The following is a 12,788-nucleotide window of genomic DNA, read 5'->3' on the forward strand; positions in this document are numbered from 1 at the left end:
GATGATCCCGGCCTCCGTCTTCAAGGGCAGGAATGTCGCTCTGTTCGGGCTTGGCGGCTCGGGCATCGCGACGGCGCGCGCGCTGGTTGCCGGCGGCGCGGTGGTGACCGCGTTCGACGACAATCCCGAAAGCGTGGCGCGGGCTGCCGGCGAGGGCGTGCCCACGGGCGACCTGCGCGGCATCGACTGGAGCGCGCAGGATGCGTTCGTCCTGTCGCCCGGCGTGCCGCTGACCCATCCGCGCCCGCACTGGAGCGTGGAGCTGGCGCAGGCGGCGGGTGTGGAGATCATCGGCGATGTGGAGCTGTTCGCCCGCGAGCGGCAGGCCCATGCGCCCGACGCACCGCTGGTGGCGATCACCGGCACCAATGGCAAATCGACCACCACGGCGCTTATCGCGCATATTCTCGCCGATGCGGGGCGCGACACGCAGATGGGTGGCAATATCGGCCGGGCGGTCATGACGCTCGACGCGCCGCAGCCCGAACGGCATTACGTGGTGGAGTGCTCCTCCTACCAGATCGATCTCGCACCCACACTCGACCCCTCGGTGGGCATTCTCCTGAACCTGTCGCCCGATCATCTCGACCGGCACGGCTCGTTCGAGAATTATGCCTCGATCAAGGAACGGCTGGTGGCGAAAAGCTGGCTGGCGATTGTCGGTGTCGACGATCCCGATTGCCGCCGCATCGCCGACCGGCTTGCTGAGGCAGGGCGCAGGGTCGAGCGCATTTCATCAACGTCCCGGCTCGATGACGGGTTCTACCTCGACGGGCTCGCTTTGATGCGGGCGGTGAACGGCGTTGCCGAACAGCTCGCCACGCTTGAAGGCATCGGCTCGCTGCGCGGCGCGCACAATGCGCAGAACGCGCTTGCCGCACTGGCGGCCTGTCTGGAATGCGGGCTCAGCCTCGAAGAGATACAGGCAGGGTTCAACAGCTTTCCGGGGCTTGCCCACCGCATGGAGCAGGTGGCGCGCAAGGGGCGGGTGCTGTTCGTCAACGATTCCAAGGCGACCAACGCCGATGCGGCGGAGCGGGCGCTTTCAAGCTTTGAACGCATCTACTGGATTGCCGGCGGCCTGCCCAAGGATGGCGGGATTGAAACGCTGAAGAGCCTCTTTCCGCGCGTCGCGAAGGCCTATCTGGTGGGCGAGGCCGCACCAGCCTTTGCTGCTACGATCGGAGAGGCGACGGCGTTCGAGATTTCGGGTACCATAGACAAAGCCGTCGACCATGCGGCGCGCGATGCGGCGGGCGATCCCGCGCCGGAGGCTGTAGTCCTGTTATCGCCAGCCTGTGCGAGTTTCGATCAGTTCAGGAATTTTGAGGTGCGTGGCGATGCCTTCCGCGAGGCGGTTCGTTCGCTCGCCGGCGCCGAGATGATGGGGAGCAAGTGACATGGTGAGCCGCACCGACCGAAGCCCGGTTGCCAATTGGTGGTGGACCATCGACCGTTGGTTCCTTGGCGCGTTCCTGCTTCTTATGGGGCTTGGCGTCGTTCTGTCGTTTGCGGCAAGCCCGGCCGTTGCCGATCGCATCGGCCTGTCCAGCTTCCATTTCGTGACGCGCCAGATTGTCTACATGCTGCCTGCGGTGGTGGTGATGATCGGTGTTTCGTTCCTCAGCCCGCGTCTGGTGCGGCGACTGGCGCTCGTGATGCTGGTGGGCGCTCTGGCGCTGATGGTGCTGACGCTCTTTGCCGGTATGGAAGTGAAGGGCTCGCGGCGCTGGCTCCACATATTCGGCGTCTCCATTCAGCCTTCGGAATATCTGAAACCCGCCTTTGTGGTGATCTGCGCCTGGCTCTTCCATGAGCATGCGCGCCAGCCCGAAATTCCAGGCAATCTATTTGCGATGCTGCTGCTCGGTCTCGTCATCGCGCTTCTGGTCGCGCAGCCCGATCTGGGTCAGACCATGCTGGTGCTTGGCACATGGGGCGCGATGTTCTTCATCGCCGGCATGCCGTGGCTCTGGATCGCCGTGCTCGGCGCGCTGGGCGCGGGCGGCGCGTTTCTCGCCTACACGATCTTTCCGCATGTGGCCGACCGTATTGACCGCTTTCTGACCGGCGAGGGCGACACCTATCAGGTGGACATGAGCATCGAGGCGATCACCCGCGGCGGCTGGTTCGGGCGGGGGCCGGGCGAAGGCACGGTGAAGCGCATTCTTCCCGACAGCCACACCGACTTCGTGTTCGCCGTGGCGGGCGAAGAGTTCGGGATCATCATCCTTCTTATCATTTTGAGTATCTTCGCCTTCGTTGTGCTGCGCGGTCTTTCAAAGGCGCGCCGCGAAGAAGACGATTTTACGCGCTACGCGGTGAGCGGGCTGGTGATTCTGTTCGGCTTCCAGTCGATCATCAATATGGGCGTGAATGTCCGCATGCTGCCGGCCAAGGGCATGACGCTGCCCTTCATCTCCTATGGCGGTTCATCGCTGATCGCCATGGCCATTTCCATGGGCTTCGTGCTGGCGCTCACGCGCCGCAAACCCGAAAAGCGCCGCCCGGTCGCCTATGCGCAGCCGGCGGGACGCGAGGCAGTCGCAGGATAACATGACCAAGGGTACGATCCTTCTTGCCGCCGGTGGGACCGGCGGTCACCTTTTTCCGGCCGAAGCTCTGGCGCACACGCTGCATGAGCGCGGCTGGTCGGTGCATCTGGCGACCGACCGGCGTGCGTCGCGCTTTGCCGGTTCGTTTCCCGCCGACGAGACGCACATCGTTGAGAGCGCCACGTTCGGTTCCAAAAATCCGATTGCGCTTCTGAAGGCCGGCTGGACCATCTGGCGCGGCGTCAAGCAGGCTTCGGTGATCCTGCAACGGTTCAAGCCGGCAGCCGTGGTCGGGTTCGGTGGTTATCCGACGCTTCCGCCGCTTTATGCCGCCACACGGCGCAGCATACCGGCGCTGGTTCATGAACAGAACGCGGTGATGGGACGCGCCAACAAGGCGCTGGCTGGCCGTGTGCAGGCGATTGCCGGCGGCTTTCTGCCGGATGAGGGTGCGTTTGCCGACAAGATCGTGGCGACGGGCAACCCGGTGCGCCCTGCGGTCATCGAAGCTGCGGCAGAACCTTATCGTGCGGCAGGCGCGCAGGAGCCTTTCAGGCTTCTGGTCTTTGGCGGCAGCCAGGGCGCGCAGTTCTTTTCCGATGCGATCCCCGCAGCGATTGCGCTGCTTGAGCCTGAGCAGCGGGCGCGGCTCGTCGTGACGCAGCAGGCGCGTCCCGAAGACGAGGGCGAGGTGCGCGCGGCCTATGAGAAGCTTGGCGTGCCAGCCGAGGTCTCCACCTTCTTCAAGGACATGGCGCACCGCATCGCCGAGAGCCATCTGGTCATTTCACGCTCTGGCGCTTCGACCGTTTCGGAAATCGCGGCCATTGGCCGTCCGGCGTTTCTGGTGCCTTATCCGCATGCGCTCGATCATGATCAGGCGGCCAATGCGGCAGCGCTTGAAAGGGCCGGTGGCGCGGAGCTTCACGCCCAGTCAACGCTCTCGCCCGAGCGGCTTGCAGAGCTGATCGGCGGCGCCATGAACGATCCTCAACATCTGGCCGAGATGGCGGCTGCCGCGCGCAGCGTGGGCAAACCCAATGCAGCGGAGTTGCTTGCCGACCTCGTGGAGGCTATTGCCTCCGGCCAACCCGCAGACACAATGAAGGAAGGAACCCGCGCATGAAAATGCCGCAGACGATTGGAACCGTGCATTTCGTCGGCATCGGCGGCATAGGCATGAGCGGCATCGCCGAGGCGCTGCACACGCTTGGCTACAAGGTGCAGGGATCTGACCAGGCCGAGAACCCCAATGTGGTGCGCCTGCGCGAGAAGGGTATCGAGGTTTTCATCGGTCACGCCGGAGAAAATCTGGGCGAGGCGGAAGTCATCGTCGTTTCGACGGCCATCAGGAAAGACAATCCCGAGATCGTTGCGGCGCGTGAGAAGCATCTGCCCATCGTTCGCCGCGCCGAGATGCTGGCCGAGCTGATGCGCTTCGGTCAGGCGGTCGCCATTGGCGGCACCCATGGCAAGACGACCACGACCTCGATGGTGGCGGCACTCTTCGATGCGGGCGGGTTCGACCCGACGGTCATCAATGGCGGCATCATCAACGCCTATGGCACCAATGCGCGCATGGGCGAGGGCGACTGGATGGTCGTCGAGGCCGATGAGAGCGATGGCACCTTCCTCAAGCTGCCCGCCGACATTGCCGTCATCACCAATATCGATCCCGAGCATCTCGATCATTACGGAGATTTCGACAAGCTGCGCGCGGCCTTCCGCCAGTTCGTCGAGAATGTGCCGTTCTACGGTTTTGCCGCCATGTGCATCGACCATGCCGAGGTGCAGGCGCTGGTTGGCCGCATCGAGGACCGCCGCGTCATCACCTATGGCGAGAACCCGCAGGCCGATGTGCGGTTCTCCAATCATCACATGGACGGTCCGGTCTCCGTGTTTGACGTGACATTCCGCGACCGCAAGACGGGCGAGACGCAGACGCTTGAGGGTCTGCGCCTTCCGATGCCCGGCCGGCACAATGTGTCGAACGCGACGGCGGCCATTGCCGTGGCGCATGAGCTTGGCATCGACCATGAGGCGATCCGCGCAGGTCTGGCGGGCTTTGGCGGCGTGAAGCGCCGCTTCACGCTTACGGGCGTGTGGAACGGCGTCAGCGTGTTTGACGATTACGGCCATCACCCGGTCGAGATCCGCGCCGTGCTGAAGGCCGCGCGCGAGGCGTGTCAGGGGCGCATTCTGGCGATTGCGCAGCCGCACCGCTATTCGCGCCTGCATGATCTGTTCGACGATTTCGCCGCCTGCTTCAACGAGGCGGACAAGGTGCTGGTCGCGCCGGTCTATTCGGCGGGCGAAGACCCGATCGAAGGCGTGACGTCCGACACGCTCGTTTCGCGCATCCGCGCTTCGGGCCACCGCGACGTGGCGTATATCGAAGGGCCGGAAGCGGTCGAGCAGATTGTGCGCGACTGGGCGAAGGAAGGCGATTTCATCGTCTATCTGGGCGCCGGCAACATCACCCAGTGGGCCTATGCGCTGCCCAAAGAGCTTGAGGCCAAGGGATGAGCGGAGCGGAACTGCTGGAGCGTCTCGGCGACCGGCTGTCGGGCCTGCGCGGACGGCTGACGCCCGACGCCGGCATGGACAAGATCACCTGGTTTCGCGCCGGCGGTCCGGCTGATGTTCTGTTTCAGCCGGCCGATGAGGAAGACCTCTCCGCATTTCTGAAAGCGGTGCCGGAAGACATTCCGGTGACCATGGTGGGCATCGGCTCGAACCTTCTGGTGCGCGAGGGCGGCATTCGCGGTTTCGTGGTGCGGCTTTCGGCCAAGGGGTTTGGCCAGGCGGAAGTGGTTTCCGATACCCGCATTCGCGCGGGCGCGGCCATTCCCGACAAGCGGCTTGCCGCAGCGGCGCTTGAGGCCGGCATTGGCGGGTTTCATTTCTATCACGGCATTCCCGGTGGTCTGGGCGGTGCGCTGCGCATGAATGCGGGCGCCAATGGCGTCGAGACGAAAGAGCGGGTGATCGAAGTGCGCGCGCTTGACCGGAAGGGCGAGCTGCATGTCTTCTCCAATGCCGATATGGGCTACGCCTACCGGCATTCGGACGCGCCCCGTGACCTGATCTTCACCTCCGCTCTTATGGAAGGTTACCGGGAAGATCCCGATGTCATCCGCAGCGAGATGGATGCGGTTCAGCATCACCGCGAGACCGTGCAGCCGGTGCGTGAGAAAACGGGTGGCTCCACCTTCAAGAACCCGCCTGAAAGCTCGGCCTGGAAAGAGGTCGACAAGGCCGGGTGCCGCGGGCTGACCATTGGCGGCGCGCAGATGTCGCCCATGCACTGCAACTTCATGATCAACACCGGAACGGCGAGCGGCTACGACCTGGAATATCTGGGCGAGACGGTGCGCGCGAAGGTTCTTGAGCATTCGGGCGTTCGTCTCGAATGGGAGATCAAGCGCATCGGTGAATTCCGCGACGGTCGCGAGATCGACCCGTTTCTGGGGCAGATGCTCTAGTTTTGCTCCACTGTGAATACCGGTCGCACGAGGATGCGGCCGGGGATATTTGCTCCCGCGCGGTCTATGTTGCGCCGCAGCAGTTCTGCCCCTCCCGGATGTGTCAAGTTGCGTCCCGGGGGTGTTTGCGTTCACAAAATGTAAAATTTTCAGAAAATTGAATCTTCGGGAATCTCAAGCCCTTGCCTTGGAATCAAACCTCTGATTCTTTGGCCCATAAGTAATCACTGATTTGAGTCGCGGCGTTCGGGTCGGGGGCTTTCCCATTTGAGGAGGTCTTGCTCGGCCAATGCGGAATATTGCCCGAAATTCCGGGCGCTTGGACAAGGGGGTAGCCGGAAAATGAAGAGGAAGCACGTTGCCGTCCTGATGGGGGGATTCTCCTCCGAGAGGCCGGTTAGTCTTTCTTCCGGTACTGCCTGCGCCGACGCTCTCGAAGTCGAGGGCTATGCTGTCACGCGTGTCGATGTTGGGCGCGATGTTGCGCGTGTCCTGTCTGATCTCAATCCCGATGTCGCCTTCAATGCCTTGCATGGTCCGTTCGGTGAGGACGGGGCCATTCAGGGCATTCTCGAATATCTCGATATTCCCTACACGCATTCCGGCGTGCTGGCGTCCGCGCTTGCCATGGACAAGCAGCTTGCCAAGACCGTGGCGAAGGCGGAAGGCATTCCGGTCGCCGACGCGCTGGTGGTCAACCGTTTCCAGATCGGCAATGAGCACCCGATGGAGCCGCCCTATGTGGTGAAGCCCGTCAATGAGGGGTCCAGCTTTGGTGTGGTGATCGTGCAGGAGGGGCAGAGCACGCCCCCGCAGATCATCAGCTCGACGGACTGGCAGTATGGCGAGCGCGTGATGGTCGAGCGCTATGTGGCCGGACGCGAGTTCACCTGTGCGGTGATGGGTGATCGTGCGCTCGGCATTGCCGAGATCATTCCGGTCGGTCACACCTTCTACGATTACGACTCGAAATACGTTCCGGGTGGGTCAAAACACGAATGCCCGGCAAAAATTTCACCAAATATTTACCAAAAAATAGAGACACTGGCCCTCACGGCACACAAGGCTATTGGCTGCCGGGGCGTGTCCCGGTCCGACTTCCGTTTTGACGATCGCAAATCCGCTGATGGAGAGCTTGTCTGGTTGGAGGTGAACACGCAGCCCGGCATGACGCCAACCTCTCTGGTGCCCGAGATCGCCGCAGCGGCGGGAATTGGGTTTGGTGAATTGTTGAGTTGGATTGTGGAGGACGCTTCGTGTTCTCGCTGACGTCATCAAAGGCTGGGAAGGACCGGTACATGGCAAGGCGTCGTGGCGGCGATGTGGTGCTGCCGCGCTGGCTGCGCCGGCCGGCCCGCTTCATGCAGCGCGTCAATGCGGGCGAAGTGGAGCCGCCGCGCTTTGGCGCGAGCATTGCAACAGCTGCCCTTCTCGGCGCGACCGCGATCTATGGAACGCTTGCCGGCGGACATCTGCCGCAGGTGGTGCAGAGCGTGACCGCGCGCACCGGTCTGGCGATTGCGCAGGTTCATGTGGTCGGCAATGATGAAACGTCCGAGATCGACGTGATCCAGGAAGTGGGTCTCGACGGCTGGACGGCGCTGGTCGGTTTCAGCGCCGAGGGCGCGCGCGAGCGGCTTTCCGCCCTGCCATGGGTCGAAGGTGTGGCTGTCCGCAAGATTTACCCGGCGACGCTTGAAGTCGACATCACCGAGAAGAAGCCTTTCGCGATCTGGCAGCACGGCAACGAGCTTTCCCTGATCGAGAAGGATGGTTCGGTGATCGCGCCGTTCGATGGCGGGCGCTACACGGCGCTGCCGATGGTGATCGGCGTTGGTGCGCGTGAGGCCGGGCCGGAGTTTATCGCCAAGGTGGCGCGTCATCCCGCGATTGCGGATGCGGTGCGCGCCTATATCCGCATTGGCGACCGGCGCTGGGATCTGCGTCTGAAGAATGGCGTGACCATCAAACTGCCCGAGCGTGACGAGGCGCTGACGCTGGCGACACTGGCTTCGCTCGATCGCCAGAAGGGCCTTCTGTCGCGTGACATCACCTCGGTGGACATGCGTCTTGGCGACCGCATCGCCATCGGTCTGTCCGAGGATGCCGCCGAGGATCACCAGGAAGCGATGCGCAAGCGTTACAAGGCGCGGATTGCAGGTGGGGCGCAGATATGAGCTGGTTATCAGATCCCAAGAAGAACGCTGCGCGCCGCTCCGGCATCATCACGGTTCTCGATGTTGGTTCGAGCAAGGTGTGCTGCATCATCGCCAAGCTCATGCCGGCGGAGGAAGGCCGCGCGCTGCGCCATCGCACGCATCGTGTGAAGGTCATCGGCATCGGTCATCAGCAGTCGCAGGGCGTGAAGTCCGGCGTCATCATCGATCTCGACCGGGCCGAGGAATCGATCCGGCTTGCGGTGGATGCGGCCGAGCGCATGGCGGGCCTGACGGTGGATTCGCTGATCGTCAACGTGTCGGCGGGACGCCTGCGCAGCGAGACGATCTCGGCGTCGATCAATCTTGGCGGTCACGAGGTCGCCCGGTCCGACATCAACCGCGTTCTCGCGGCCGGTGCGCGGCAGGGGCTCGAGACTGAGCGTGAAGTGGTGCATTCGCTGGCGACGGGCTTCAGCCTCGATGCCGAGCGCGGCATTCGCGATCCGCGCGGGATGGTTGGTGCGGAACTCGGCGTCGACATGCACATCCTGACGGCGGACGCAGCGCCGCTGCGCAATCTGGAGCTTTGCATCAACCGTTCGCACCTTTCGGTCGAGCGCATGGTGGCGACGCCCTACGCAAGCGGTCTGGCCGCACTTGTGGATGACGAGGCGCAGATGGGTGCGGCCTGCATCGACATGGGCGGCGGCACGACGACGATTTCCGTCTTCGCCGAAGGCAAGTTCGTGTGGGCCGAGGCGCTGCCGGTTGGCGGCAACCACGTGACCATGGATCTGGTGCGCGGCCTGTCGGCGCGGCTTGAGGATGCGGAGCGGCTGAAGGTCATGCACGGTTCGGCGCTCATCTCTTCGAGCGACGACCGGGACATCGTTTCGATCCACCCGATGGGGGCGGATCCGAGCGAACAGCCGATCCAGGTGCCGCGCGCCGTGATGACCCGGATCATCCGCGCGCGCATCGAAGAAACGCTGGAGATGGCTCGCGACAAGCTGAACCGCTCCGGATATGGCGGCCTGGTGGGGCGCCGGGTGGTGCTGACGGGTGGCGCTAGCCAGCTTGTCGGTCTGCCTGAGGCAACCCGCCGGCTTTTCGGGCGCAATGTCAGGCTCGGGCGTCCGCTCGGCGTGGCGGGGCTTCCGGAAGCGGCCAAGGGGGCGGCTTTCTCCGCCTCGGTGGGCCTCTTGATCTATCCGCAGGTTGCGGAGTTCGAAAACCGTGGCCGCAGCGGAAAGAGCGGCATATTCACGCGCGCGACTGGCACTGGTGGCCGGTTCCAGCGCGTCAGCCAGTGGCTGAGAAGCAACTTCTAGCGGGGGCGGCCCCAAATTGACGACCGCGGCGGCGACCAGGCGGCGGCAAAGGCGGAAAGGACGAGGACAATGACTATCAATCTGCAGAAGCCGGACATTACCGAGCTGAAGCCACGCATCACCGTTTTCGGTGTCGGGGGCGGGGGCGGCAACGCCGTCAACAACATGATCAATGCCGGTCTGCGTGGCGTCGAGTTCGTCGTCGCAAACACCGATGCGCAGGCTCTGACCCAGTCCAAGGCCGAGCGCCTGATCCAGCTCGGCGCTGCCGTGACCGAGGGGCTTGGCGCCGGTTCGCAGCCGGAAGTTGGTAAGGCCGCCGCCGAAGAATGCATCGACGAACTGGTCGATCACCTGTCCTCCACCCACATGTGCTTCGTGACCGCCGGCATGGGCGGTGGCACCGGCACCGGTGCTGCGCCCGTTGTGGCCCGCGCCGCCCGCGAAAAGGGCATCCTGACCGTTGGCGTCGTCACCAAGCCGTTCCACTTCGAAGGCCAGCGCCGCATGAAGACGGCGGAAGCCGGCATCGAGGAGCTGCAGAAGTGCGTTGACACGCTGATCGTCATCCCGAACCAGAACCTCTTCCGCATCGCCAACGACAAGACCACCTTCGCCGACGCCTTTGCGATGGCCGACCAGGTGCTCTACTCGGGTGTCGCCTGCATCACCGACCTGATGGTCAAGGAAGGCCTGATCAACCTCGACTTCGCCGACGTTCGCTCGGTGATGCGCGAGATGGGCAAGGCCATGATGGGCACCGGCGAAGCATCCGGCGAGGGCCGTGCAATGGCTGCCGCCGAGGCTGCAATCGCCAACCCGCTGCTGGACGAGAGCTCCATGAAGGGCGCACGCGGCCTTCTGATCTCGATCACCGGCGGCCGCGACCTGACCCTGTTCGAGGTGGACGAAGCCGCGACCCGCATTCGCGAGGAAGTGGACCCGGACGCGAACATCATTCTCGGCGCGACCTTCGACGAAGACCTGGAAGGCGTCATCCGCGTTTCGGTCGTCGCGACCGGCATCGACAAGTCGGCAGCGGAGATTTCCGCACCTGCATCCGCTTCGCGTCCGGCTCAGCCGCGCACGGTGGAAATGCAGCGCCCGGCAGCCGTTGAAGCCAAGCCGCAGGTTGTTGCCGATCCGGTGGCCGAAGCAATCCGTGAGGCCGAGCGCGCCGAACCTGCTCCGGTAGCCGCCCGTGCGCCGACGCCGCGTCCTGCCGTCAGCAATGGTGGTTTCCAGCCGCAGAGCTCGCTCTTCCGTGGCGCACAGCCGGTTCAGCCGGCTCCGAAGGCCGCAGCGCCTGCGCCGGCTCCCAAGCCGGTACAGCAGCAGCCCGCACCGGCTCCGGTCGCCGCACAGGCTCCGCAGCAGCCGCAGCCGGCTCCGATGCAGCCGCGCGCCGAGCAGGTTCAGCCGCAGCCGCAGGCCGCCGCACCGCGCATGCCGCGCGTCGAGGATTTCCCGCCGGTCGTGAAGGCCGAGATGGAAGCCCAGGCGCAGGAGCATGAGGATCGTGGTCCGATGGGCCTGATCAAGCGCCTCACGCATGGTCTTTCGCGCCGTGACCCCGAGCAGGGTTATTCGGAGCAGCCGCGCGAGCCGAAGCTGCGTCAGGCAGCCCCGCAGGCGCGCCGTGCACCCGAAAGCGACGGTCAGCTCTATGCGCCGCGTCAGGGCCGTCTCGACGAGCATGGCCGCCTGACCACGCAGCAGCGCAATGTGCAGGAAGAGGATCAGCTGGAGATTCCCGCTTTCCTTCGCCGGCAGGCCAACTAGATCGCCGTGCATCCAATTGGATGCACAAAGGACGAGCCAGGTTTTTGAAGAGCATCGGAATCAACCGAAAACCGGATTCCGCTTTTCGGTCCGATGCTCCGGCGGTTACGCCTGTAACAAAATGTCAGGGAGGGGGATGCGGCGCATCCCCCTTTTTGTTAAAAATTCCTAAACAAATCATGTCGTTATGGCTGAATCTGATTTTTGTGATGCCGTAACAAGAAGTAAGAAAGCGTGATTTGGAGTCTGTATTTGGCGACATTATCTTCCGTCGCAACTAAAGGCGGGGCGTGGGACGCATTTTGGGGGTGTTGTCCTGAAAACCATGGACGTGCTGGCGCTTGACTGAGCGCAGGCCTTTGAGAGCTTACGGGGACCATTTTGCTCGAATATCAGACGACACTCAAATCGCGCTGTTCTCTCTCGGGTATCGGCGTTCACAGCGGTAAGCCCGTTTCCATTCACTTTTCTCCGGCTGAGCCTGACACGGGTATCGTGTTTCAGCGGATCGACGAGGCCGGCACCGGTCGCGTGATTCGCGCGCTCGCCTCTGAAGTCTGCCAGACGGATCTCTGCACGGCGCTGGGCGATGCCCGCGGCGAATATGTCGCCACCGTAGAGCATCTCATGGCAGCGCTTCTGGCTGTCGGCATCGACAATGTCGTGATCGAGATCGATGGCACCGAAGTGCCGGTTCTCGATGGCAGCGCCATCGGTTTCATGGATGCGTTCGAGCAGGCCGGCATTGCAACGCTTGCCGTCAAGCGCCGCTATATCCGCGTCGTCAAACCGGTTCGCGTCGACAATGGTGGTTCCTGGGCGGAGTTCCGCCCCTATGACGGTACGCGTTTCGAGGTCGATATCGATTTCGACACTCCGGCCATCGGCCGGCAGGCGCTTGCGCTGGACCTGAATGCCGGGAACTTCCGCAAAGAGGTTGCGCGCGCCCGTACCTTCGGTTTCATCAAGGATGTTGAGCGGCTGTGGGCTGCCGGCTATGCGCTGGGTTCTTCGCTGGAGAACTCGGTTGTCATCGGTGAGGACCACAAGGTCATCAACATGGAAGGCCTGCGCTACCCTGACGAGTTCGTGCGTCACAAGATGCTCGACGCCGTGGGTGATCTGGCTCTGGCCGGTGCGCGTTTCATTGGTTGCTTCCGCTCCTACCGTGGCGGACACCGACTCAATGCGGCTGCACTGCGCCACCTTCTGACCGACCATTCTGCCTACGAGATCGTCGAAACGACGCGTCGTGAGCAGGGACGTCGTGCGGAAATGGTTGCCGTCAGCGCACCCGTTTACGCGCCCTGGACGCTTTAGTTCTGCGCTTTATGCGCCAGTTCAGGGCCTGCGCTTCCTTCCTCGTGCCACAAAATTGTACGATTGGCGGGCAATAGCGTTGCCGCGTGGCGGTCATTTGCTCTATGACTGCGTTCCGATATCGATTTTCCGTTTGCGAGAGGCGAAATGCGTTCA

At 63.4% G+C, this 12,788-nt stretch carries 10 protein-coding genes; all 10 read left to right on the top strand.

The annotated features are described in order from the left end of the window. Position 1 precedes the first annotated feature (1 nt). Positions 2–1,399 (top strand): UDP-N-acetylmuramoyl-L-alanine--D-glutamate ligase, encoded by a 1,398-nt coding sequence (gene murD / locus NDI72_RS03790; protein WP_283799657.1) that lies wholly within the window; start codon positions 2–4, stop codon positions 1,397–1,399. A gap of 1 nt (position 1,400) precedes the next feature. Further along, complete coding sequence (gene ftsW, locus NDI72_RS03795; RefSeq protein WP_113155643.1) at positions 1,401–2,555, top strand: putative lipid II flippase FtsW; 1,155 nt, start codon at positions 1,401–1,403, stop codon at positions 2,553–2,555. 1 nt (position 2,556) lies between these two features. Then, positions 2,557–3,681, top strand: a complete 1,125-nt coding sequence (gene murG / locus NDI72_RS03800; protein ID WP_283799659.1) for an undecaprenyldiphospho-muramoylpentapeptide beta-N-acetylglucosaminyltransferase — start codon at positions 2,557–2,559, stop codon at positions 3,679–3,681. Then, positions 3,678–5,081 carry a UDP-N-acetylmuramate--L-alanine ligase gene (gene murC / locus NDI72_RS03805; RefSeq protein ID WP_283799661.1) on the top strand — a complete coding sequence of 468 codons (1,404 nt, stop codon included), beginning with the start codon at positions 3,678–3,680 and terminating at the stop codon, positions 5,079–5,081. Before murG ends, murC begins: the two co-directional genes overlap by 4 nt. Continuing rightward, positions 5,078–6,040 (top strand): UDP-N-acetylmuramate dehydrogenase, encoded by a 963-nt coding sequence (gene murB, locus NDI72_RS03810; RefSeq protein ID WP_283799663.1) that lies wholly within the window; start codon positions 5,078–5,080, stop codon positions 6,038–6,040. The genes murC and murB overlap by 4 nt, the downstream gene beginning before the upstream one ends. A 342-nt stretch (positions 6,041–6,382) precedes the next feature. Continuing rightward, positions 6,383–7,309: a D-alanine--D-alanine ligase gene (locus tag NDI72_RS03815; RefSeq protein ID WP_113155639.1), complete on the top strand. Its 927-nt coding sequence runs from the start codon at positions 6,383–6,385 to the stop codon at positions 7,307–7,309. Positions 7,310–7,338: 29 nt separating this feature from the next. Further along, positions 7,339–8,217, top strand: coding sequence for a cell division protein FtsQ/DivIB (locus NDI72_RS03820; RefSeq protein WP_113155638.1), 879 nt, complete (start codon positions 7,339–7,341; stop codon positions 8,215–8,217). Then, positions 8,214–9,530, top strand: a complete 1,317-nt coding sequence (gene ftsA, locus NDI72_RS03825) for a cell division protein FtsA (protein WP_113155637.1) — start codon at positions 8,214–8,216, stop codon at positions 9,528–9,530. The genes NDI72_RS03820 and ftsA overlap by 4 nt, the downstream gene beginning before the upstream one ends. 69 nt (positions 9,531–9,599) lie before the next feature. Further along, positions 9,600–11,312, top strand: coding sequence for a cell division protein FtsZ (ftsZ, locus tag NDI72_RS03830; RefSeq protein WP_206548134.1), 1,713 nt, complete (start codon positions 9,600–9,602; stop codon positions 11,310–11,312). 381 nt (positions 11,313–11,693) lie between these two features. Further along, the gene (lpxC, locus tag NDI72_RS03835) at positions 11,694–12,632 is read left to right on the top strand and encodes a UDP-3-O-acyl-N-acetylglucosamine deacetylase (protein WP_113155635.1); all 939 of its coding nucleotides are present in this window, start codon (positions 11,694–11,696) and stop codon (positions 12,630–12,632) included. Positions 12,633–12,788 lie beyond the last annotated feature (156 nt).

The organism is Nitratireductor sp. GZWM139 (assembly GCF_030068685.1).
Lineage (GTDB): Bacteria > Pseudomonadota > Alphaproteobacteria > Rhizobiales > Rhizobiaceae > Nitratireductor > Nitratireductor aquimarinus.